Consider the following 25,703-nt stretch of genomic DNA (forward strand, 5'->3'; position numbering starts at 1 on the left):
ATTCCCTTGCGTATCTGCTGTACCATTCGCTTTGATAACCCAGCGACCATTATCAGAGACCCTTGAGAGTCCTACTGCTACCGCACCTTCACCGTTATAGCTGGAGATACCACCACCAATCATCGATTTACCTGGGATGAAAGATTGTGGAATTGATGACATCGCCATAGCTGCTGAAATACCTGCATTGGCATCATCTGCAACGTCATCTATTCTATAACCAAGCTCGTTAATAGCACCGTTGACTCGATTACCAAAGTTATTGAGCTGACCGACGTTAACCGCATCATTAACTTCGATACCGTCAGCAACGCCACTAATAACTTGGTTACCTGCGTTGATTCCGTTCACAGTCATACTCGGACCATCTGCAATAGTGACGCCATTACTGTTAATAGTAGTATTGCCTGTCGTAATCGTGGCAGCGGTGACACTATCTACACTAATGTTACCGTTGAGATCAAACTTGATGCCATTATCAGTCGTAGTTGTACTGATATTATTACTGCCTTGGAAATTGACGGCCGTATCATCACCTATCGGCTTATCAATGTTATCACCACTATCAGCGCCAAAGCTTAAGCCAGAATCTAGTCTATCTGTATTAGCTTGAATATCTTCGCTATTGGCTTGGATGTCCTCATTAGCTTGAGCATTACCTTGATTGACAGCAGCAATGGCATCACTAATGTTACCTTTTCCTGTACCGCCAATGTTATTAACGGTCAAGTTACCATCTGCATCATAGCTAGCATCACCGCCGATAATACCAGCAACATCATTACCTAGATTATGCAACTGACCACCATTGATAGCATCAGTGCTGGTTGCGTTTATAGCGCCACCTTTTACATTGGTAATAGTGGTACCTTCAGCGCCGCCACCTAGCGTAATGCTACCTTTATTGACAGTGTCATCTGGGTTTTTGTCATATTGTACCGCAGCATTGCTAAGCGAGGTATTGCTATCACCAAGCGCGTCGCTGACCGCTTTTAGCTGCGAGACGTTGACGGCATCAGAGTCAGCTGTACCAGCAGCAACGCCTGTAATTTGACGATATACACCATTTGACGCATTACCTACAGCAACTGCTCCTGTAGTACTCGTAGTCGCCGTAATTGCAGAGTTACCAGCAGCCCCAAAGCCTAATACTCCAGCACCTGTCATTGCTGCAGAACCCAGTCCTAATACCACCGAACCGTTTTGGTTTGCTGTAATACCATTACCTAGTACAAAAGTATCGTCACTGTTAATCGTATTATTATTACCCACTGAGTAACTGTTATTACCATTAATAATGCTTGGATCACCAAAGGCACCAGAGTTATTACCGTTGACGATGTTGCCTGTGCCTACACTAATAGACTGATTACCGTTGGCTTGAGCACCATCACCAATTGCTACAGAAGATGCGCCAGCGACTAAAGTATTATGACCCAAAGCAACTGAAGATTTGCCCTTTTCAGTAATAATGGCATTAACTCCGATAGCGGTTGAGTTTTCACCACCTGCACTTGAGTCATTTGTTACACCACTAGCAATATCACCCTTACTTTGAGGACTTGCATTGGTATGAGCAAATTTAACCCCTTCCGTATTCATTTTCTGCACCGTTTGACCAATAGTTAGACGATCAGTGACTTCTTGACCTTCTTTATTGTAGGTTAAGAATAAGGAATTCTGATTTGGCGAATCTGTATTGATATTGGTATTGATTACCTGATTGGTAACGTTTTTAGTACCAATCACATTGCCATTTTGATCTTTAATTTCCACGTCAGTGATCTGATTGGCAACGATACTATCAAGCTGACCTTTATTGACTGCGTCAGACGCAATAACACCGTTTGCGACGTTCCTAAGTGTCGTACCACCACTAACGACGATATTATTACCGCTATCATCTTGCTCGATTACTGCTGGTGTGCCAGCAAAGCTGACTTGGTCATAGTTCACTGTATCATCGGTATTACGATCATACTGAACACCGGCTGCGGTTATGTTGTCAGTAATAGTAGATAGCTGACCAAAGGTTGCTGCATCGCTAGCTAATGTCCCATCAGCAAGATTACTGATTTTAGTATCATTTGCATCGATACCCTGCGCTGTGACACTTGGTCCCGTTGCGCCATTAGCGTTTGTAAACCTAAGTCCTGCTTGGTCTAAGATAGTGCTATTCATACCATCGGTTGCGGTGAAGCCATTAGCGCCATAGGTGCTGGTGTTGGTGTCATCTGTAACACTGGTGCCAGTAGCCGTCAGACTGGTGCGATCATCGCCATCGGTTGCGGTGACGCTGGTGACGTTGATGTTCTCAGCTAAGCTGTAGTTGATACCGTTATCACTGACGGTGGTGACTAGGTTGTCATCACTGGTAAAGTCAACGGTTTCACCCAATTGAACGTTATCCTCATCGGCCTCAACGCCATTGGCGGTGATGTTAAAGCCCAGGTTGGCCTGCTCTTGAATGTTAGCGATGTCACCGGTGTTAGTGGTGGTGCGGGTGTCAAGATTGCCAAGCGCGTCACCGACGTTGGTAAACGCTGTCGCGTTAGTGCCACTGTTAGTGCCGTCATCAAGTACGTAGTTCGGTGAGGTAAAGGTACCCGTAGCAGGATCGAAGGTTGAGTCGCCACCAAGACGAGTTGCGATAGAGTCTGCTGCGGTGTTCAACTGAGCGCCATTGATGGCGTCGGTTGAGTTATCAGCAAGGCTGCCTGGGGCGACGCTTGTGATCACGGTGTTACCAGCATCAATACCGCTACGAGTGATACTTGGACCAATAGGATCATTGTTGTCATCTAAGAAGGTGACACCCGCTTGGTTAAAGACGGTTGAGTCTGTACCATCGGTTGCGGTGAAGCCATCAGCGCCATAGGTGCTGGTGTTGGTGCCGTCTGTAACAGTAGTGCCAGTAGCCGTCAGACTGGTGCGATCATCGCCATCGGTTGCGGTGACGCTGGTGACGTTGATGTTCTCAGCTAAGCTGTAGTTGATACCGTTATCACTGACGGTGGTGACTAGGTTGTCATCACTGGTAAAGTCAACGGTTTCACCCAATTGAACGTTGTCCTCATCGGCCTCAACGCCATTGGCGGTGATGTTAAAGCCCAGGTTGGCCTGCTCTTGAATGTTAGCGATGTCACCGGTGTTAGTGGTGGTGCGGGTGTCAAGATTGCCAAGCGCGTCACCGACGTTGGTAAACGCTGTCGCGTTAGTGCCACTGTTAGTGCCGTCATCAAGTACGTAGTTCGGTGAGGTAAAGGTACCCGTAGCAGGATCGAAGGTTGAGTCGCCACCAAGACGAGTTGCGATAGAGTCTGCTGCGGTGTTCAACTGAGCGCCATTGATGGCGTCGGTTGAGTTATCAGCAAGGCTGCCTGGGGCGACGCTTGTGATCACGGTGTTACCAGCATCAATACCGCTACGAGTGATACTTGGACCAATAGGATCATTGTTGTCATCTAAGAAGGTGACACCCGCTTGGTTAAAGACGGTTGAGTCTGTGCCATCGGTTGCGGTGAAGCCATCAGCGCCATAGGTGCTGGTGTTGGTGCCGTCTGTAACAGTAGTGCCAGTAGCCGTCAGACTGGTGCGATCATCGCCATCGGTTGCGGTGACGCTGGTGACGTTGATGTTCTCAGCTAAGCTGTAGTTGATACCGTTATCACTGACGGTGGTGACTAGGTTGTCATCACTGGTAAAGTCAACGGTTTCACCCAATTGAACGTTGTCCTCATCGGCCTCAACGCCATTGGCGGTGATGTTAAAGCCCAGGTTGGCCTGCTCTTGAATGTTAGCGATGTCACCGGTGTTAGTGGTGGTGCGGGTGTCAAGATTGCCAAGCGCGTCACCGACGTTGGTAAACGCTGTCGCGTTAGTGCCACTGTTAGTGCCGTCATCAAGTACGTAGTTCGGTGAGGTAAAGGTACCCGTAGCAGGATCGAAGGTTGAGTCGCCACCAAGACGAGTTGCGATAGAGTCTGCTGCGGTGTTCAACTGAGCGCCATTGATGGCGTCGGTTGAGTTATCAGCAAGGCTGCCTGGGGCGACGCTTGTGATCACGGTGTTACCAGCATCAATACCGCTACGAGTGATACTTGGACCAATAGGATCATTGTTGTCATCTAAGAAGGTGACACCCGCTTGGTTAAAGACGGTTGAGTCTGTGCCATCGGTTGCGGTGAAGCCATCAGCGCCATAGGTGCTGGTGTTGGTGCCGTCTGTAACAGTAGTGCCAGTAGCCGTCAGACTGGTGCGATCATCGCCATCGGTTGCGGTGACGCTGGTGACGTTGATGTTCTCAGCTAAGCTGTAGTTGATACCGTTATCACTGACGGTGGTGACTAGGTTGTCATCACTGGTAAAGTCAACGGTTTCACCCAATTGAACGTTGTCCTCATCGGCCTCAACGCCATTGGCGGTGATGTTAAAGCCCAGGTTGGCCTGCTCTTGAATGTTAGCGATGTCACCGGTGTTAGTGGTGGTGCGGGTGTCAAGATTGCCAAGCGCGTCACCGACGTTGGTAAACGCTGTCGCGTTAGTGCCACTGTTAGTGCCGTCATCAAGTACGTAGTTCGGTGAGGTAAAGGTACCCGTAGCAGGATCGAAGGTTGAGTCGCCACCAAGACGAGTTGCGATAGAGTCTGCTGCGGTGTTCAACTGAGCGCCATTGATGGCGTCGGTTGAGTTATCAGCAAGGCTGCCTGGGGCGACGCTTGTGATCACGGTGTTACCAGCATCAATACCGCTACGAGTGATACTTGGACCAATAGGATCATTGTTGTCATCTAAGAAGGTGACACCCGCTTGGTTAAAGACGGTTGAGTCTGTGCCATCGGTTGCAGTGAAGCCATCAGCGCCATAGGTGCTGGTGTTGGTGCCGTCTGTAACAGTAGTGCCAGTAGCCGTCAGACTGGTGCGATCATCGCCATCGGTTGCGGTGACGCTGGTGACGTTGATGTTCTCAGCTAAGCTGTAGTTGATACCGTTATCACTGACGGTGGTGACTAGGTTGTCATCACTGGTAAAGTCAACGGTTTCACCCAATTGAACGTTGTCCTCATCGGCCTCAACGCCATTGGCGGTGATGTTAAAGCCCAGGTTGGCCTGCTCTTGAATGTTAGCGATGTCACCGGTGTTGGTGGTGGTGCGGGTGTCAAGATTGCCAAGCGCGTCACCGACATTACGGACTGTAGTCGTCTGTCCTTGGTTAGTACCGTCATCCAGAACATATCTTGGTGCACTTATAGTACCGTTAGGTCTAACAGATGAGCCACCGCCAAAGTTATTAGCAGTAGAGTCTGCAATCTTGAATAGTTGACTACCGTTTACAGCTTGATTGCTATTGAGACCTAAATTGCCATCAGCTACACGTCTAATAACACTACCACCAGCATCAATACCATTGACCGTTGCACTTGGACCGCCTGCTATGTTGAATCCATTTGCACCATAGTTAGTCGTGTTATTACCATCAAAGACAGTGGTACCGTTTGTACTCAGTGTAGTGGTATTAGCACCGTTCGTGATCGTCACGCCATTTGTATTGACAACAGTATTTCCTGTCGTCACGCTAGTAAAGGTTGGGGTGTCACTTAGACTGATGGCAACGCCACTCGCTGAACTGACAGTGCTTAGGTTGCCATTACCTGTTATTGCTAGAGTCTCACCCAGTTTTCGATCGGTGGTGCCTGTATTACCAGTAAAGGTAAGCGGCGTTTGGATAGCGTCACTAAGCTGTTCTACTGCACCTTTGACGGTGTTAAATGGTGTGGTCGTCGCGCTTGATGGGTTAGCTACAACGTTATACTCAGGCGCTGTGTAGTCTCCTGTTGTCGCATCGTAGCTACCACCTAAAGCGGTGGTGTTGTTCGCCACTCTTGTATTCGTCGTATTGAGCTGACTACCATTCACAGCATCAGTGCTACCTGTACCTATGGTACCTGGGGCAACGTTGCTCAATCTGGTCGCTGTGGTGGTGCTGCCATCTGCACTACGAATGCTTGTGATGATGTTCGCAGGCGCAACTGCTGTACCTGTACCATCTACTGCGGTGTTGAAGTCACCATTGGCTTGTCTATACACTTGGGTGCCGTCCGCTTGGGTATAGACTACGGGTGCGGTGTTGGTTGTAGTATTGGCGGCGGCGTTTAGTTGACCTAGGTTCACAGCGTCAGTGTTGTCCGTACCATCTGCTACGTTGGTGATGGTGTTGTTGCCGTTATCAAGACCGGTGTTGGTAAGTGCAACAGTGCCGTTAGTACCGCCTGTAATGGTTAGACCAGTATTATTAAGAACACTGTTACCTGTAGTCACGCTAGTAAAGGTTGGCGTTGCGCTGACAGCAATTTGTACTTCTTTGCCTGCCTGAGTGATTGCAATATTATTTCCTGCGGTGAATGTTGCCGTCTCCCCAGTGGCCACTTGAGCCACTGAGGTGCCAGTAACCGTACCAGTGCCCGTTTGAGCCGTTGTAACATTGATACCTCTATTAGCAGCAGTGCTCACTGTATTTAGCTGAGTGACGTTTACCGCATCTTTGGCATTGACGCCCGCTTTGAGATTGGTCAGTGTGGTACCATCTGCACCACCGCCTAGAGTCACGCTAGTTTTACCAGCATTGTCATACTGAACTGAGTTATCTGCTCTAACTAAGCTTGCTTTACTATCTGCGCTTAGATCGACTGCAGATTGAGTAACATTGTTAGCAATTGCGGTCTCAGTGATAGTAACTGCACCAGAGCCTGCTGTGACTTTAGACCCATTAGCATTAACAGTATAAGTATCTTGTCCTGTTGCCACGCTTGTTGTTTTCGTTACACTAGCAACGTTAGTCCCTGCTGCTACAATCGTTCTAGCTGCAGTGACTTGAGCAACGTTAGCAGCATCTGTATTCGCTGTACCTGCAGTAACATTAGTAATCTTGTTGCCTGCTGCATTGATACCCGCAGCTGTGACACTTGGACCACCTGTAATCGTTAAACCTGCATTGTTCAGTAAGCTGTTACCTGTAGTCACGCTAGTAAAGGTTGGGGTTGCTGAAGTACCGATAGTGACGTTATTGCCTGTGCGCGTAATATTGACATTATTGCCATCGAGGAAAGTGACCGTATCGCTTGCGGCTACCGCAGTTGACGTATCAGCATTTGCACGTAGTCTAAACGTCTGATTTTGTAAATTAGTGATATTACCTGTGTTCGTTGTCGTGCGACCATCTAAATTTCCAAGTGCAGTACCAACACTGTTAAAGCTTGCACCGCCTATACTGTAGGTTGGTAAGCTAACCGCGCCAGTATTTGCAGTATAAGTAGATCCACCACCAAGCGCAGCTGCAGTATCGACACCTTGTTTATTAGTTCTCGTGTTTTGTTCTGTTAGTTGAGCCACGTTTACCGCATCAGTCGCAGCCGAGCCGCCTGCGACATTCTGAATACGTCTGGTCGCTGTAGCAGTGCCAACAGACACCACACCATTTGCAGGTACTGCGGCGACATTAGTCAAGAATGAAACGCCCGCTGGTGCAGTTGTTGTTGAGCCTGCGCCCAAAGCAACAGAGTTAGCAATGCTTGCATTGGCAGTGGCACCGATACTAATACTAGAATTTTGATCGGCTACAGCTCCTTGACCAATGGCAATAGCACGAATGTTAGTAGCTTTTGCACCGTCAGCGTTGCTGCCGCCACTACCAATGGCGATAGCTCCCTGACCACTAGTTTGAGCAGCGCCGCCACCAGCTGTGCCACCGCCTATAGCAACAGAGGATTGACCTGTTGAGCTTGCAGCACGACCGATGCTGACCCCATATTGTGTATTACTACTAGTGTCCGCACCAAGTGCAACGGTGTTTTGAGCTGCTGCATTAGCGCTTTCACCAAGGGCATAAGCATTGGCGGCAGAAGCCTTAGAACCTGCACCAATAGCAACAGAGTTTACACCTGATGCCTCTGCACCAGACATGAGAGCTAAGGCATGGTTTCCTGAAGCGATAGCACCGTTTAAGCCATTGGTAGTGGCATTTCCACTTGAACCGATAGCAACAGAACCAATTCCATTGGCAATTGGGCTATCTAAATTTGGAGATAAGCCACTACCAATAGCAACCCCACCTGCACCAGTAGATGTCGTAGGATTACTATTGAAATTTTGACCTATAATGACTGATAGATCACCACTCGCAATAATATCACTACCGATTGCTGTAGCCTGTGAACCTGATGCTGCAAGATTTGCACCTATTGCGATTGCCTCTGGACCTGAGGCACAAGCAATATTATTTAAAACATCATTTCCAATAGCTATCGAAGCAGATTCAGTACCAGAACCAGTAGTACCTCTTGTACAGTTGTTAAACGTTGTCCCACCGCCTGCCTCATAGCCTGCTACTACCTGCATACTAAATCCAGTAGCAGCCATCCCCACACACAACGCACTTAATTTTACTAGTCGTATGCTTCCTGCCATAGCGCCTGTAGAAGGACTAACGCCAGAACTGACAGCAGAACTTGAAGACTTGCCACGGCTCTTTGCATATTCTGCAACAGCCATAAAGCACCCTAATGATCTATTCCAAATTACTTTAAAATTGCGATTCATAGCGCTTCTTCCTTGAAATCCATAGAGACGATATAGGTCTATAGCCATTAATCTCGAAACAAAAAATAATGCTTTTAGTAATTAAAACATTTTGTTTAGAAACATAAGGCTGCGAATAATTAATAAGATATTAATGATTTTATTAGATATTAACAAATTAGCAACACTTATATTCAATTATTTATTAGTTGTAAGCTTTTATTATCTTTTTAATTACGCTAAGTAAACCAAAAACAACTATATTTTAGTACATCTAAACAGACGTTGAAATAATCAATATAAATCCATTTTTTTTAATATATAAATTCGTTTTAATAAATATAAACTTCTATGAAAATTACTGTATTCAAATTTACACATATAATTAAAAATATATTTTTAGGGTTTAGGGATTCAAGATAGCCATAGTAAAGAGTCCAAAACACTGAGAGTACAAGTGCTTGCCGACTTATATGACTTGATGATGTGATGATATTTTTAAAAATGTGATAAAACTGATACCTATTATTATTGTTCGAAAATGATAAAAACAACCTACTATATTGTTTAAGACAAACTATATATTCATAATTATGAATATAATTAGCTTAGGGAATCTATACAAAGAGGTATTAGGTTTATGATTTGATAGATGACAGATAATGTTGAGAATTGGATGGGGTTTAATAAGGTACGGAGGTAGCTAATAACATTATTAAATCTACCTTTGGCAAATAAATATATGTGCAATATAAATTTATTAAAAAAGCGTTTTTACCTGCTTTTTAAACGCCCTTAACGCCTGTTTATACCTATCGTCTTTAATTGCCAGCGTACTTATACGTCCATAGCGCAGTTGTCGATAATTTTGCATGATCTGGGTTAAATCTACAGGGAGCTTTTTATTATTACCAGAGTTGTCTTTATGGTTTGCAAGGCGCTCAAGCCACGCCAGTTGCCCTTCATTGTCATCGCGAGCAAACGCTTTATCGCTTTTAGATAAACGCTGAGATAACTTAATGAGCGGCTGATCGGCAGGATGCCAGTGTTTACGCCTACGCTGCCAAATCATAAATATGATAATACTCATAATTGAGATAGCAATTGCTGCCATCCACATCACTTGTTGCATGACAGAAGTAATGTTGAACCATTTGAGCAGTGAGCTGGCTTGACTATCCTGATCGTAGCCGACGATGTCCTTTTGCCAGTAGTAGCTTGCTTGATCGGATAAGCGCCGTAAGGATTGGAGCACTTGATACTGCTGATAGCTCAGCTGAGCGCCCGCGCCGTCTCCGAACATTGCCGCGCCTCGAGATTGTGTCAGCGCATCCATACCTTGCTCGACGCGCTCAGGAGCAACAAAGGCCGTCGGATCCACGCGCACCCAGCCTTGTCCTGCCAGCCACACCTCCGTCCACGCGTGGGCGTCCATTTGCCGTACCTCCCAGACATTACCGCTGCGACTCGGCGCACCGCCCTGATAGCCTGCCACTACTCTAGCGGGGATACCCGCGGCGCGCAGCATAAAGGTAAAGCTTGAGGAATAATGCTCACAAAATCCAGCTTTGGTATCGAATAAGAACTCATCAATACGGTTTTGATTCAGGCGTGGCGGCGCAAGCGTATAGCGAAACTCAGTTTGATTGATCCAGCGCTCAATAGCGCCCATATAGCGCACTGGGTCTGAGCCTGCCTGCGCAAAGAGCTGCTGGGCAAGCGCGCGTGATTTGGGATTGCCGTCATTTGGTAGTGCAAGATTGATACGCCGATCATTATCACTCAATACAGGGTCGATACGCATCGGCGCATAACGCAGCACATCATAGCGTAGCTGCTGAGTCACAGGCTCATCTTTGAGTAAAGTGAAATCAGAGGTAACAGCCGTATCTTGCTGCTGGGTAAAAGGATAATCGAGACCAAATAACCAACGCTGCTGGGTGGGTTCTAGGATGATCTCATAATTTACAGGCGCTAATTTGGTGGCATCGGCAGCGGTAGCGAACGCATTCACTAGCCACGGCGGCATCTGCCGAGCAGACTCCCATTGCCACTGCTGACGGCTTGGACTGGGTCGCCAAGTAATCCCATCAAAATCACTAAACACAAGGCCGCGCCAGTACAGCTCTTCTTGCGGCGGACGTCCCTGCGCAAACTCGACGCGAAATGCCAGCGCCGTTGACTGACTTAGATTGGCAAAGTCGCCTGGCGACATACTGTCAGAGACACCCGTCGTCGCTTGTTGTCCTGAGAGCTGTACCGACCACAGCGGCGGCAGACGGGGAAAGAATAAAAATAGCACCACCAGCAGCGGCAGCGCGCCAACACCTAGTACGCCAAGCGTACGCATACGACCATCACCGCGCAGATTGCCATCGTCGTTTAGCGCAATAAACGCTAGCAGGACAGCGAGAGTGCCTAGGACAACTTGTAGGGTTGTCAGCAGTCCTTGATCCATCAAAAACAGCGCAGCTAACACAAACAGCGATAAATTGAGCACTACATAAGCATCACGGCGCTTGTACAGCTCCCACAATTTACTGACCAAACATAGCACCAAAAATGCCACGCCCATGTCAAGACCAAAGGCGGTGTTATAAGTCAGCCACAATCCTACCAGCCCTAATAAGAAGCCAAGCATTTGCACCCCTTGATAGAGGCGCTTAAAATAACGAGTGCTACTAAATTTGGCTTTGACGCGCGGTAATTGAGCGATGATACTTACAGCGGCAAAACCGATAAGCCAGAGTGGCAGATGCGCGGCATGCGGCAAGATAACAAAGACTTGGGTGATGAGCACCCAATAGTAGGACGGTTGCGCGAGGATTTTATGATGCCATTTGTTGCTTATATCTGGCTTGTCACTTTTAACAGCTTGGCTATGCCTTTGACCCAATGCCAATTGCTCAAAGCTCGCGCTTTTACTTGAGCTATCTTGCTGAGCTAATGACTTATTGATGATGGTATTGGTCATGGCGCTTTTGCCAACCGAAGCAAGCACGCTTGTGCAAAAGCGTTGCCTGCTCCAGTGCCCGTTTGCTGATTGACATCGATAGAGATTTCATTGGGCAGTTGCATCTCAAACGGTACACCAAGCTGACCTAAAGTCAGCGCACCGTACGCCAGTTGCGCCAGTTTTTGCTCATGGTTAGCTGCTGGCATATCGGCATAATCTAGCGTTTGCTCAGCGCCAACGGGATCAGCAAAATGTTTGGTAAACATACCCTGCCCACGCGCTACATGACCCCAAGAGACCCGTGCTAGCGACTCACCTGCGATATAAGTATCTAGGCGATCAAAGTCATCTTGCCCTTGCACATATTGCCCGCCTGCTTGCACATCATCTTGGCTAAGTGCTAGATACTTTGCTTGCCAATCAAAGGCTTGTGGCTTGGGATACACCCAAGCATGACGCGCAAAATAGACGTAAGACCAAGCGCGCATAATACCCAAAGGATAAGTGGTCTTGATCACAAGCCTTGGTAGCTCAAGCTGACCACGAGTATCGGTATAAATAGGTAGGCGTATGATTTGCTCACCGTCTACTCTAGCGATAAGCAATGGCTCTGCTGGTTGCGACGCTTTTGTTGCGGCGCGCTTTTGCTCAAACTCAAAGGCCAGTTGGCGTCTAGGCTGGCGGCTCTCGCTACGCAGTTGCAAAGTGACCCATACAGGCTCGCCTACCTCGGCGGTCGTGACGTCAAGCAAGCGTATCTGCAATCCTGATATATGAGCAAAGGTGACATGAAAGCTGATGAGCCAGACGCTAATCAAATAAAAACACAGCCCCAGCACCAAATTGTTGCCGTAGTTGATACCGGCGATAAAGGTAATGAGCAATAGCACCGCAAACAGCATCCCTTCACGACTAAAAAAAATATAGACATTACGCAGATTAAGAGTGGCGTTATCACTTCTTGGCGCGCGCTTAGCAAACCAGCGGGTGGATGCGGTTTTGATTGGTGAAGTTAAGGCGCGCGGCAAAAGACTCATAACCACCTTTATCTAAAAGTAAGCATGTTAAACGATGACTGGCACTGCCGCCATAATACGCTCAGCCATAGTTTGCGGCGCTTGTCCACTGATGATATGCGCTGGGATAAAGCGCTGGCCGAGCCTATGATCGGTGACTGCGGCAAATACCGCTTGAATATCCTCAGGCGTGGTCTCGCTATGACCAGACACATAAGCATACGCTTGGGCGGCGCGCTTAAGGGATAACACGCCGCGCGGTGAGAGACCATGATAGTCTTGACTGCTACGGGTTTTTGCGACCAAACGCTGCAAATAATCGAGTACCACATCTGCGACAAACACTTGCTCTACGCCCTCGATAGCCAGTAGCACCGCTTCGGTATCAAGTACGGCGGCTAAGCTATTAAGCAGCGCGCGGCGATCTTGACCTTGCAGTAATGCACGCTCTGCTGCAGGCGACGGATAGCCCAAAGATAAGCACATCAAAAACCGATCCAGCTGTGACTCTGGCAGCGGATAGACGCCCGCTTGTTGTAATGGGTTTTGCGTAGCAATCACAAAAAACGGCTTGGGCAAAGTATAAGTTTGACCATCTTGGGTGACTTGGCGCTCCTCCATGGCCTCAAGTAGCGCGCTTTGGGTCTTGGGGCTAGAGCGGTTGATCTCATCAGCGAGTAGCAGTTGGGTAAAGATAGGACCAGGTCGAAACTCAAAGCTAAGCTTGCTTTGATCATAAATACTCATGCCCAAAATATCGGCAGGCAGCATATCATTGGTAAACTGCACGCGGCTAAAGCTCAAACCGAGCAATTGCGCAAGGCCCTGAGCGAGGGTCGTTTTGCCCATACCGGGCAAATCTTGCAGCAACAAATGACCACCTGCCAGCACGCAACTAAGCGCAAGCTTAACCACTTGCGGCTTGTCCAGTACCACTTTATTAAGCTGACTAAGTAGGTGCGCGATACGCTGCTGATTGCTGGCATAGTCAGGTGTGGTTCTACTGGTACTATCAGTAGCTGTATCAAAAGTAGTCAAGTGAGCAGTAGCAGACAGGTGACGAGCATGGCTTTGAGACATAAGAGGTAATCAGCTTTGTTATAAGGATATTTTTATAGCACTTTAGCTATCATAATAAAACAAGTGTCCTATATTTTTATCATACACTTATTCAATTTTGTAGCAATAACTGGGCCATGTATACAAGCTATCCAAAATCTGCGGCAGGTTTATGCTGCGCGCCCTCTAGCACGTCGACTCCGTCATCAGCTGACTGCTCAACGTTATCAGTATCTACCGATTCAGTTGCATCGGCATCAGTCGCATTGCTACTAGTCGCACTGGCACGCAGCGTCGACACATAAGCGATCACATCCGCGCGCTCTTTGCTATCTGGCATTGGATCGGCTAGCATTTTGGAGCCAGGCATTGCTTTTTCAGCATCAGCGATATAAGGATCTAAAGTATCCGCATCCCATACCCAATCTGATTTTCTCAAAGCTTCGCTATAGTCATAATCCGCTAGCATTGCCGCTTTTGCGCCATAAACATTCATAAGCTGCGGGCCTTTTTTGTTAAGACCTGGCGTGAGCTGATGACACTGGGCACAAGCCTCTTTATATATCAGTGCGCCTGCAACCGCGTCCCCTTGAGTATACAGTGGCAAAGTCACAGGCGCGCGCGAATCTGCAGGCGGCGCAGGCTGACAACCGATGAGGAATAATAGGGCAAGCGTAGCCGCGCTCATTGCGCGTATAACAAAAGGCATTTTTATCGTCTTTGATTGGCAAACAAAATAAAGGGGATTGACCCAGCAGATTTACGGGTCTGATATATTATACCTAAAACTACGAGTTATACTTAAAACAATAAGCGTCCACCGATGCAAATGGTAAACGCTTTTAGAATATGGTCACAAAAGAGCGAGCAAAACATATTATTATGACGAACTCGTCATCTCGATAGTTTCTTTGGGTTCTTGTAGATAATAGCCTTGTAGATAGCGCGCGCCCACACTCCAAGCCACTGACATCGTTGCTGCGTCCTCGATATAAGGCATTAACACCTCTACATTGAGCTGATTGGTATTGTTTACCAAAGCTTTGAGAGTCTCAAAATTTTCCGTCTTATCGATATCTTGTACATAGTTATGTGCCAGACGTATCATGTCAGGCTCAACCATCTTGAGCACCTCCAGAGACTTAGCGGAGGAGCCAAAGTTATGCATACCGACATCACAGCTGGCCTGACTCAGCGCTGCAAATTGTGACTTGGCAATAATAAGGTGGTCAACAACGTCTTTTTCATTAAATTGCAGAGTTAATACGCCAGCTTTGCCACCGACTGCATTGATCAATTGACTTGCGACATTAGGCAGCTTTTTGTCAATCAGTGAGGCGCTAGTGAGCTGCACAAGCAGACGTGCTTGGGGATGCGTTTTGCGCACGGTGCTGATTTTTTTACAGGCATTGATCAGTACCCAGCGATCTATTTTTTCACGTAGTCCATGAGTTTTGGCAACACTCATAAACTGATCGGGGCTCAATATCGTATTGTCAGCATCGAGTAACGGCAAGCGCAGATACACCTCAAAAAAGTCACTGCGATCATAATTGATATCATAGATTGGCTGAAACAGGAGCTCAAAGCGGTTGTTAGCGATAGCGTCAACGAGTGCTTCAGCTAGCGCACTATCATCGCTGTTGGCATGCTCACTTGGATCGTACAGATGATAGGTATTACCTTGATTGGTGGTTTTTATCATAATGTGCGTGATCGCATCTATCGCGCGCTCTAGCAGTACTTGCGGCTGGGCAGCCCCTTGCTCAATCTTGACAGCCCCTATGCTCACGGTAGTATGCGTCGTATGGTTGTCCACCTCGATTAGCATCTCACTAATATGTGCCCCAATACGCTCAGCAAGGGCACTTAGCTTTTGAGTGGAGGTATCAGTTGTTAATAGGGCAAATGAGGTGTCACTAAAGCGGCTAATATAGTCTTGCGGCGCAAGTTTACTCAAAGCACCTGCCACCTGCTGGACGGTTACATCGACGCCTTGTAGCCCTAAACTGCTTCTGATTTTACCTATATTATCGAGTTGAATATACAGCAGTCCTGCTGTTGACTTGTTCTGTATGGCCAGCTTACGTACCGAGTCGAGCTGCTCTTCAAAACCGCGGCGATTATTCAGCCCCGTCAAGCTATCTTTACGTTCTGCCATAGCCAAACGTTTGGCTATCTCAGCGCTATTGTGACTGTTTTGTTGAATGATAATTTGAGTGACAGGTTCGCCGTCTAATGTTGCAGTTGCCAGTTGCAATTTTGCTTTAAAGGTTGTGCCATCGACACGTAAGCTGTCAAAGTTAAACTCAACTTGCGAGCGATTACCTTTATCAAACTGTTTTAAAAACTGCTTAAAGCCTTTGACGTTATCAGTGCCTGCAATAAGATCGATGACCGGAACACCAATGATATCGTCCATAGCATTAAAGCCAAACAACTTTAGATAAGGCTCATTGGCAAAAATATGTATGCCTTGATCTAAATAAGCGACAGCGCTTTTGGAATTTTTGATCAAGATATTGGCGCGCTGCTCGGCCTCTGATAGGACATGGCGCAGGGTTTTGAGTTGACGGCGACTGCGCAAACTATCGTGCTGCAAACATATTGCCATTACGATGCAGCTATCATTATCCGTGTACAAGGATTTTACCATCGTACTATTAATAACTGTCGGTAGCTCTTGGCTATCTTTGGTAGGAGCAGTAGAGTCACTTTTACCGAGTAATGCTATTGTGGGTAGATCGATACTACGCTCTTGAGTAATACCGACAACATCAGTGAAGCTCATGTCATAAGCTTTGCCAAATACCAAGACATCCCACTGCTGACGCAAGGACTTTAGCAGCTCTTCTTTATCGTCCAAAAACCCTAAATTGATCTCATCGTAATAGGCGCTCAAACGCTGCACTACATGCTCAGCATATAGTTGATCATCATCGATAAATAATAGGTTCAAAACAGATGGGGTACGCATAAATAGCCTTTTATGATGTCTTAAAACATAAAACTAGAGTACAAGCATCTGTAGATTTAAGCAATAATTTAGTCAGCGACCACATGACTTGACATCATAATAAAATTTGACTGACACCTCTAACACTCTACTAAGACTAACTATTAAGGGGGCCATACCATTTAGATATAAACGGCCTCAAACTGACTAAACTCTTCAGTGGTTAATAGTTTGCGTTGCAGACGCAAAGATTGCTGCTTGTCATTAATACAGATCATAACTCTATCATTGACCCTCCAATTGTGCGTTGGCATAAGCAAGCTAAATTTAGTCTGAAGCTTGGCGTCACTACCGATGATTATCGCTGGGATAAGGTGCTGGTTACGCGCGCCTCTATCGATTAAGCGTAACGCACAAGCACTAAACTTGTGGCCGAGTATCTGCCACTCTATCTCTTCGTTTGTGCCAGATAGACTACCACCTTGTTGGTTTTGCTGCTCGATGTTCACCCAGCGTACCACGCCTATAGCGCGATCGGTATGATCGCCTTTTTTGTCGGATGAGCAGACCAAAAAGAGATTCATAAGCTTGAGAGATGGCGGCGCTGTACTATTAACGCCGCCATAAATCGCATTAGAAAAACTCGTAGCCTCAGGTTTGATGGCGTCTTCTATGTTGAGCCAAGACTCATCTGAGGGCTGACTGGAAAAATCAGCTAGATCTGGTAGTAAGTGCAAGGTTCTAAAGGGTGAGGCCGAATCGGTAGTAGAAAAAACGTCAGCAGCTATGCTGCGCTTATAGCTCGCTTCTACCGGCTGCGTATCATAACGAGGTCGCCACTCAAGTGGAATCTTTTGTAGCGCAATCAAGCTCATCAAGCTTTTTTCGCCAGCCGCTTGGTAATGAATGTTATTAAAACCTGTAATAATAGTAGCGCGCTGCTTGGTATTGGGTTTACTAATAGAGCTCTGCTGCTGCTGAATATAGCGATACGAGCGATATGAGAGCATCGACCATATTTTGCCCATCAAAAACTGAATAGCCATATCACTTCCGTCAGCGGCTAAAGCAGGACGACGCGCCTGTAGATAACTTGCCAGCGGCGCAAGCTCAATAAACACGCAATCGTACTCTTTTTTATAAGGATTAATCCTAGAGTGCCCCGTAAAATAAGTTGGTGGATAATCGCTGTGCAAATCGACAAATACTCGAGTGTTGGTCTCAGGATTAGTCGTCGCATCGATGTGACTGGCCCACTCAGGTAATAAGCGTTGTAGCAATAAAATATCAGCGCGCGCCAAAGAGCGTACATTTAATAAGCTGTGCAAACATATCTGTACATATAGTTTATGAATGGTATCAGCATGACGGATAACAACCTCGCTGCTTAGATCAACATGAGCTAGATTGTACTGATCAGCAATATAATACAGCTGATTGATACCCAGCCAAATGTTAGAAGGCAGGTACTGATAGCAAATCGCCTTTTGTGCCAATAGTTTTTGATAAAGGCTCAGTGATTCATAGATCGCTATAGATAGAGGCGAGATTGTAGGGGCTTTAGTATGTGTGAAATAGCGTATCCAGCCATTCTTAGGTCTGATAATCGCCTGACTATCACGCTCTAGGTAGCGCTGTATGATACCGTCATATACTAGTATGGCTGCATAATACAGCGACTCAACTTGAGAGACATATCTCATTTGGTGCGCTTTGAGAGCCCCTGTTTCATAGATATAATATTTGCGCAGATCAACAATTAGCTTATTAGTAGCGCTCATTACGATAGCGACCAATTTAAGACGCTCATCGTCTTCTAAATCAGAAGCCGCTAGATCAGCGAGTACCTCTTCTAATTGATGCGCTTGCTCATTTTGAGATTGTGAAGATAAATGGAAGGTCCATTCACGCAGTTGCTGTTCTTGACCATGCACATACTGACGTGATGATTGGGGTAGTAAGTTCTTAGTCGATAAGTATTTCTGAAAAGCTGACAAAGTGGCCACAAAAACTCCTTAGTAGAAATACTAGAATAACGTTATACGTGGTCAATATGTAAAATTGTATAATTAATTAATAGAATATAATGGAACTATACACGAATACGAATTGATATATCAAAAGTATTTCTCTATTGATAAATTGTATAAGGCGTTCTTGATCACTAAAAATGTAGCCTTCATAACGAAGTAATCCCTGCGCAGAGCGGCGAGTACTGTTTTACAATTTAAACATACTATGGTGCCAACTTTAGTTAATCTTGTAAATGTCAACGGGCACCTTAAAAGGTCTGTTCGGCAACTCGCGAACCAGCTTGGGCATTAAGTATCCAGGTAGTTTTGCTAGCATTAACCAGTAAAGCTCAATATTCGACCGTTCGTCGGCATCAAAGTGGGCAGCTCCTTTTACTTTATCTAGCATATGTAAGTAATAAGGCAGTACCCCTGCGGCAAATAATCGTAAACTTAAATCTACCTGAGTATCAACATCATCATTAATTCCAGCTAGTAGAACTGTTTGATTTAACAGCATAATATTAGCTGCGCGCGCGCGCTTTAAGTACGTTGAGGTATGCTCATCAATCTCATTAGCATGATTGCAATGGATGACCATAACGATATGGCAGCGACTTTGCGCGAGTCTTTCTAGTAGCTCATTGTCAAGTCGTTCAGGAATGACGAGCGGTAAACGAGTATGCAGACGAATAGTCGTCAATTGTTCGATAGATTCTAGGGTATCAAGCCACGCAAAGAGACGGCGATTACTAATACTTAAGGGGTCGCCGCCACTTAGTATCACTTCACTGATATCAGGATGCTCGTTGATATAAGCGATAATATCTTCTTGCACTGCACTCGTTGGCATATTGGCGTTATAATCAAAATGCTGACGGAAACAGTAGCGGCAATGAATAGCGCAGGCCCCTGTAATGGTCAAAAGCACCCTAGATTCATACTTATGCAGCATACCTTTGATAGGATTTTGCTCATTTTCAGCGAGCGGATCAGCGACGTACCCTGTCACAGCTATTTGTTCTTGATTATCTGGCAGTACTTGTTTAAGTAGTGGGTCATCAGCGTCTCCTACTCTCATTTTTGTGACAAAGGCACGCGGTACTCGCATTTTGAAATGCTCTGGGGTATAGACTTGTTCACGCAGTGATTCAAGACCTAGCAGCACTAGTAACTCATCGATTGAGGTGATGGCTTCGGATAATTGTGTTTGCCAGTTTTTTTGTGTGATTAAATGGTTTATCATGACAGCACCTAGCACCTAACATCTATATTTAAAAGCCGATATTATACGCGGTTAATAGGCACCCTACCAAAATATAGACTGACCCTAATACAAACTTAACCTGATGTAATATAGACTAAACGAGTATCTATCCCTTTATTTGGCAATTTTTAATACTGACAACCCTTAGGAGTCTCTTGTGGCAAGTTTTTCTACCAATGAGTTTAAAGCCGGTCTAAAAGTCATGCTCGATGGCAACCCGTGTTCTATTATGGAAAACGAGTTTGTAAAACCTGGCAAAGGTCAGGCTTTTAACCGCGTTAAACTACGTAATCTACGCAGCGGCAAGGTATTAGAGCAAACTTTTAAATCAGGCGATAGCCTAGAGGCCGCTGACGTCATCGATACAGATATGGACTATCTGTACAATGATGGTGAATTTTGGCATTTTATGGATTCAGAGACCTTTGAGCAAATTCAGGCGGACAAAACGGCGATTGGTGATGCCCAAAAGTGGCTCAAAGATAATAGCAACGCCTCGTGCGTGATCACCTTATTTAATGGTGTGCCCTTGAGTGTCACGCCGCCAAACTTTGTAGAGCTACAAATTACAGAGACCGATCCTGGCGTTCGCGGTGACACCTCAGGCGGCGGCGGCAAACCAGCCACGCTTGAGACTGGCGCTGTGGTACGCGTGCCTTTATTTGTGCAACAAGGTGAAGTAGTACGAGTAGACACCCGTACCGGCGACTATCAAACTCGTGTAAGCTGAATCTGACGACAACATATCAAACCAAAAACTGACACGTAAAAAGCTTAGCCCTCAAATTGACGGCTAAGCTTTTTTATTAGTATTAGTACTCATCCACCATTGAGGACTTGTGCATCAGCCAATACTGCACCAGTGCATTCAACTGATCTTTTTTAAAAGGTTTGGTGCAATAGTCTTGCATCCCAACCATCAGGTATTTTTTGCGCTCACCATCCATAGCATTTGCAGTCAGCGCTATGATCGGGGGTAGCGATTGCGGCTCGTAGAGCTCGTGTAATTTGATGGTCGCCTGTACCCCATCCATAATTGGCATATGATGATCCATCAAAATAATGTCATAGCGCTTAGGATATAACGCAAAATGTTCAATCGCTTGTTGACCATCAGTGACATGGGTCACAATATGCCCGCCATCTCGTAAGGCCTTTTTGGCAATAACAGCGTTGACGTTATCATCTTCGACCAAAAGTATATGGCCTGTGCGCTGGGTGCTGGTAGCATGAGCGCCATTATCATGCGTTAATTGCCAATCATCATACTGCTCTTTGTCAATGGTCGTCAAAGGCAGCATAACCATAAAAGTAGATCCAGCACCAACCTCGCTCTCAACCTCGATATAGCCGCCCATCAAAGTAACCAAAGATTTGCATACGGACAGACCCAAACCTGTACCACCGTATAACCGGTGGGTTGAGCTATCGGCTTGATTGTAGGCATCAAATATAGCGTCTAAGGACTCAGGTTTGATCCCGACGCCTGAATCGATAACTTCGATACCTACCGTCATAGGCTTTTGCTCTGTTGCTCGGTCATCTGCACTGTCGTCGTTACCGAGAGTCGAGGCATGTTCAACATTAATAATGACCTGCCCGCCTTCGCGCGTAAACTTAATGGCATTGTTGACAAGGTTGGCGACTATCTGCTTGATTCTAACAGGATCGCCTTGTACATAAGCAGATAGCGATTCGCTATAGTGATACTCTAAAGTGAGTCCGCGCAAACGAGCTTTTGCTGCAAATAGGCTGACTACCTCGTTACACAGCGTTGATAAATTCATCGGTACGTTGTCGATGACCATCTTGCCAGATTCAACTTTGGATAAATCTAAAATACCATTGATAATGGCAAGTAGATGCTCAGTCGATACCTTTATATTGTTCAAATACTCTTTTTGCTCAAAACTCAGCTCAGTCTCGCCAAGCATATCGATCATACCTATGATGCCATTCATCGGCGTGCGTATTTCATGACTCATATTGGCCAAAAAATCTGATTTCATTTTGTTGGCATGTTTGGCAATGCGTTGACTCTCTTGTAGCGCCAGCGCATCTGAGGCCATCGCAGCAAACTTGATCAGCAGCTCAGCTTGTTCATCATCAAATAAGTGATTGGGCTGAGTGTCCATAAGACACAAAGAGCCTAGGCGGTATACCTTATTGTCTTCATACAACAAAATAGGCGCGCCAGCATAAAAACGCAAATGAGGACGCTCTGTGATCAAGGGGTTGTCTACAAAGCGGCTATCTTTGGATAAATCTGCCACCACAAAGACGTCGTTGGATAATACCGTATAGTTGCAAATCGCCACCTCACGCGTAGTGCTACAAGCCCCCTCCATACCGTGAGGCGATCTTAGATATTGCGTGCGCTCATCCATAAAAGTGATCGTGACAATCGGCACATCAAAGAACAGTTTGACCAGTTCTGTCAAACGCGCAAAAGCGGGATCATAATCATTGTTTAGTAGCTGATATTTATGCAGCTTGTCAATACGATCTGCTTCATCTATCGCTATGGGATAATTTAATATAGACAAGACGCTCTCCACGACTGAATAATAGTACCGATATGCATATTGATATGACGCCCACTGTTAATACTCATAGCTCTTTTTAGTTTTACCACTATTACTAACCTTACTATAACTAAGGTTGCTATTACTGATATCAAAAGCATTAGATACTAGGGGCGCATCTTACTCTGTACTTGGTGCCAGCTTAGTGATTATTGACAGCGCCTCACTTACCATAATCATTGCCACCACTGAAGTCACAACAACCGCTGAACCATAACCGCCACACTGTAAGCCGCCCACTTGAGCGCTTTTGTCCACTTTTGGCGGCTCTGTAGAATACACACATCTGACACCGAATTTTTCTTTTAGCTCCTTATTAATGCACTTTTCGTGCCGTAATTTGTTGCGTAGACGGGCCAGTAACGGATCTTGATAAGTATCGCGCAAATCACTAACCGTGATCTGTAGCGGATCTATCTTGCCGCCTGCGCCGCCTGCACAAATGAGCTTAAGCTTGTTGAATCGGCAGTGCAGTACAATAGCGAGCTTGGCACTCATATCATCAACGCAGTCTAAGATGACTATAGGACGGCCTTGCTTGGCGGCAAGATTTGCCTGCGCGCGACTTGGCAATAGAGCCTCTACATTATCACTAGTCAAAAAATCATCGATCAGATGTACATTGGCCTCTGGATTGATCTCGCGTATGCGCTGACCCATCGCCTCGATTTTGCTCACACCAAAGGTGCTGTCTAAAGCGGGCAGTTGACGGTTGACGTTCGATGCGACCAGGACGTCCAAATCGATCAGCGTAATGCTACCTACAGCCGTGCGCGCTAATGCTTCAGCGGCCCATGACCCGACGCCGCCGACGCCGATGACATAGACGTGAGCTGCCGAAAATACATCGGCTGCTCTACCATAGAGCGTTTTGGTACCTTTAAATCGGCGTTCATACTGGCTATTTGCTACTTGACTCATAAGGATCAAAGACTCTCGTTGGTTGGATAAGTCCATGAGGTTTTTAGCGCCATGCAGCTGTTTTGCCATAGCTGCTGCGCTAGTACCTCAGGAGTAACATCCAATAGCTCACTTAAACTTAGTAGTACCCAAGGCAAGTTGGCAGGTACGTTTCTATTATGAGCGGAAACTCCTTGCCATTCATCATCTGGGCTTTGACCTGACGCAGGCAAGTCCTCTTGTGCCTGCTGACACATGATCGGCAACATATCCGGGCAGTCGGTCTCTATCACTAAGCAGCGAGTACCATAGGTTTCAACCGCGGCGACGATAGCGCGGCGCAGTTTTTTAGCATTAGGGTTACTCACTTGACCGGTCACCCCAAGCCTAAAGCCTAATTTGACAAAGGCTTTGGCCTCTTGCTCACCGCCACTAAAGCTATGAGCAATACCACCAAGTTTGTGTGCGTCATAACTGTGCGCTTTTAAAATCGCCAAGGCCTCAGCATGTGCTTTACGAATATGTAGCATCACAGGCAGCTGATGGGCAACTGCCATATCTAACTGCGCCTTAAAAAACTGCTTTTGTTTGGCAAACATATCTGGTGCTTTCATCGCATCGGTATACGTATCAAGTCCTATCTCACCAATAGCCAATGGACGCTTAGCGTTTAAACGACATTCCATATCACTTAAATGTGCTTTAGTATGCTGATCAATATAAAAAGGGTGCAGACCGAGGGCAATATGCGCTTTGGGTACTTGCTCTTTATTGTCTGACACATCTTGCAACGGTGTCGCTGATAGCGCTTGCTGACAAGTATATAGACGCTCGAAATGCGTCTGGAGATAACCGACCAGCACTAAGTGACGCACGCCGCGCTGATAGGCTTTTTGAGCTTGCACGAGTCGATCATGGTCAAAAGTTGGCGCATCAAAATGAGTATGCGTGTCTATCATTGGATACTTAGGCATAGAATAGTCAGGCATATCCTGCTTATCATAATCGCTATTTTCGGGTATAGATCTGGTACGGGACATACATGCTTCCATGATAAATAATTAGGATGTCTGGTTGCTATAGACCCTGTAGTTGGGCTTGATCAGTCCTTGCAATAGTGCATAAGGCACCAGTAAATCGACAGCACCAGTACTACCTTCTAAAAGCTCGCTTGATTGATATACCATATGCAAACCTTTTTTATCGAGATACCACTGCTCTGATAGCTGTAATGGCCAGTCATCAAGGTACTGCGCCTGCACCCCTTGCAAAGTGAGCCAGTCTTTTTTAGCAGTTTGGAAGGTAGCTAGCAATTCGTCAGGCGTCGCCTCTGACAATAAAATGTCCTTGATATTAAGCTGTAATTTTTTTTGCATATCGAGCATGACGTAATTAAATTGCTCTTGGCTATCGTCTTTAGATACACTTGAGCGAATAGCCAGATAACCTGTCGGGGTACTCTGTATAGTAGTCGGAGCGTTAGAGACAGGATTGAATACTACTTCGGTATCAATACGTTGATACATAGGCAGTGTACTCACTGTGCCCTCACCATACTCAATTTGATTGAGCAGCATTAATACAATTTTTTTGGCCGCTTCATCTTGGCTTGGTAAGGGCATCTCGGGCGCAAGAACATGGGCAATGGTTTGCCACATGATACTAGTGAGCCACGGCTGCTTGGGCGAAAAATCTACAATGTTAAGCTCGAAGTACTGACAAGATTCTGTATCGCAGTCAGGCTGGCGCGCGATGGCTTGCTGCTTGATAATATCAATATCTAAAGCGGTTAAATTTTCACTGATGACTGAGTGAGCGTCCTCGACTACTGCCACCGCATGTGATGTCTCGTCAATAGTAGTGCCAATCTCTTGCGCGGACTCTACCTCTGCTTGCTGCTCAAACATAGACTGCGGCTTTGGCTTACACCCAAGCAGAGTCATGCACAGCAGTGCAAAAGCTATCGACATCAGTATAGGATGGGCGCGGGCAAAGTGCTGGGCATTCATAGGAGCGACCGCTAGAATTGAGGAGTTAAAATATTAGCATAGCAAATTAAATAGAGGTAGATTGAATATTAGCTTTATGTATCAAATAATGTTGAATAGTTTCTGATTGTCTAAAAACTCCCTCTTAAAAATTGCCTTTAAAGAAAAGCATATCTGCTTGAACTTCCATTTTATATCTTAGAAGAACTTGGATGATCCTCACTCTTTTTGTGAGCAGTCAGATTTTTTGACTCGTCATTCGTGCTATGCGCTCTGTGCGCTGGTAGCTGACGGCTACTGCGTCTTGGTAGTAATAGTAAAGCGGCACCTACTGCTGTTAAAGCTATCCATTTTTTTGCAGTCATCTTACGCTCCTTAGTTTGATGAACC

At 46.1% G+C, this 25,703-nt stretch carries 13 protein-coding genes and 1 pseudogene; 1 reads left to right on the top strand and 13 read right to left on the bottom strand.

All coding sequences use genetic code 11. The annotated features are described in order from the left end of the window. Positions 1 to 27: 27 nt before the first annotated feature. The 8 genes and pseudogenes from ACR64J_RS09545 to epmB form a co-directional block, all read right to left on the bottom strand. Positions 28 to 8,535: pseudogene (locus ACR64J_RS09545) on the bottom strand (YadA-like family protein); the annotation flags it as partial. Positions 8,536 to 9,334: 799 nt separating this feature from the next. Next, positions 9,335 to 11,548 (bottom strand): transglutaminaseTgpA domain-containing protein, encoded by a 2,214-nt coding sequence (locus tag ACR64J_RS09550; protein WP_435949459.1) that lies wholly within the window; start codon positions 11,546 to 11,548, stop codon positions 9,335 to 9,337. After that, entirely contained in the window at positions 11,545 to 12,567 is a 1,023-nt protein-coding gene (locus ACR64J_RS09555; RefSeq protein ID WP_435949460.1) for a hypothetical protein, read from the bottom strand. The genes ACR64J_RS09550 and ACR64J_RS09555 overlap by 4 nt, the downstream gene beginning before the upstream one ends. A 27-nt stretch (positions 12,568 to 12,594) precedes the next feature. After that, on the bottom strand, positions 12,595 to 13,626 hold the full coding sequence (locus tag ACR64J_RS09560) for an AAA family ATPase (RefSeq protein WP_435949462.1): 1,032 nt from the start codon (positions 13,624 to 13,626) through the stop codon (positions 12,595 to 12,597). Between the two features lie 127 nt (positions 13,627 to 13,753). Beyond that, positions 13,754 to 14,314, bottom strand: coding sequence for a c-type cytochrome (locus ACR64J_RS09565; protein ID WP_435949463.1), 561 nt, complete (start codon positions 14,312 to 14,314; stop codon positions 13,754 to 13,756). A gap of 171 nt (positions 14,315 to 14,485) precedes the next feature. Then, on the bottom strand, positions 14,486 to 16,582 hold the full coding sequence (locus ACR64J_RS09570) for an EAL domain-containing protein (protein WP_435949465.1): 2,097 nt from the start codon (positions 16,580 to 16,582) through the stop codon (positions 14,486 to 14,488). A gap of 161 nt (positions 16,583 to 16,743) precedes the next feature. Beyond that, on the bottom strand, positions 16,744 to 18,567 hold the full coding sequence (locus ACR64J_RS09575; RefSeq protein ID WP_435949466.1) for a hypothetical protein: 1,824 nt from the start codon (positions 18,565 to 18,567) through the stop codon (positions 16,744 to 16,746). Positions 18,568 to 18,811: 244 nt separating this feature from the next. Then, a complete protein-coding gene (gene epmB, locus ACR64J_RS09580) occupies positions 18,812 to 19,819 on the bottom strand; it encodes an EF-P beta-lysylation protein EpmB (protein WP_435949467.1) in 1,008 nt (335 codons plus the stop codon). Positions 19,820 to 19,997: 178 nt separating this feature from the next. Here epmB and efp point away from each other — a divergent pair, with 178 nt between their 5' ends. Continuing rightward, complete coding sequence (efp, locus tag ACR64J_RS09585) at positions 19,998 to 20,570, top strand: elongation factor P (RefSeq protein WP_435949468.1); 573 nt, start codon at positions 19,998 to 20,000, stop codon at positions 20,568 to 20,570. A gap of 82 nt (positions 20,571 to 20,652) precedes the next feature. On the opposite strand, the gene ACR64J_RS09590 is transcribed toward efp, so the two are convergent. The 5 genes from ACR64J_RS09590 to ACR64J_RS09610 all read right to left on the bottom strand — a co-directional run bounded on the left by ACR64J_RS09590 (position 20,653) and on the right by ACR64J_RS09610 (position 25,678). Then, positions 20,653 to 22,386 (bottom strand): ATP-binding protein, encoded by a 1,734-nt coding sequence (locus ACR64J_RS09590; protein ID WP_435949469.1) that lies wholly within the window; start codon positions 22,384 to 22,386, stop codon positions 20,653 to 20,655. Positions 22,387 to 22,545: 159 nt separating this feature from the next. Further along, positions 22,546 to 23,346, bottom strand: coding sequence for a tRNA threonylcarbamoyladenosine dehydratase (locus tag ACR64J_RS09595; protein ID WP_435949470.1), 801 nt, complete (start codon positions 23,344 to 23,346; stop codon positions 22,546 to 22,548). Between the two features lie 5 nt (positions 23,347 to 23,351). After that, positions 23,352 to 24,299 (bottom strand): TatD family hydrolase, encoded by a 948-nt coding sequence (locus ACR64J_RS09600; RefSeq protein WP_435951064.1) that lies wholly within the window; start codon positions 24,297 to 24,299, stop codon positions 23,352 to 23,354. Positions 24,300 to 24,386: 87 nt separating this feature from the next. Beyond that, positions 24,387 to 25,334: a DUF3298 domain-containing protein gene (locus tag ACR64J_RS09605; RefSeq protein WP_435949472.1), complete on the bottom strand. Its 948-nt coding sequence runs from the start codon at positions 25,332 to 25,334 to the stop codon at positions 24,387 to 24,389. Positions 25,335 to 25,504: 170 nt separating this feature from the next. Further along, positions 25,505 to 25,678 (bottom strand): hypothetical protein, encoded by a 174-nt coding sequence (locus ACR64J_RS09610; RefSeq protein WP_435949473.1) that lies wholly within the window; start codon positions 25,676 to 25,678, stop codon positions 25,505 to 25,507. Between the last annotated feature and the right edge of the window lie 25 nt (positions 25,679 to 25,703).

The sequence above is a fragment of the Psychrobacter sp. DM8 genome, assembly GCF_051307025.1.
GTDB lineage: Bacteria > Pseudomonadota > Gammaproteobacteria > Pseudomonadales > Moraxellaceae > Psychrobacter.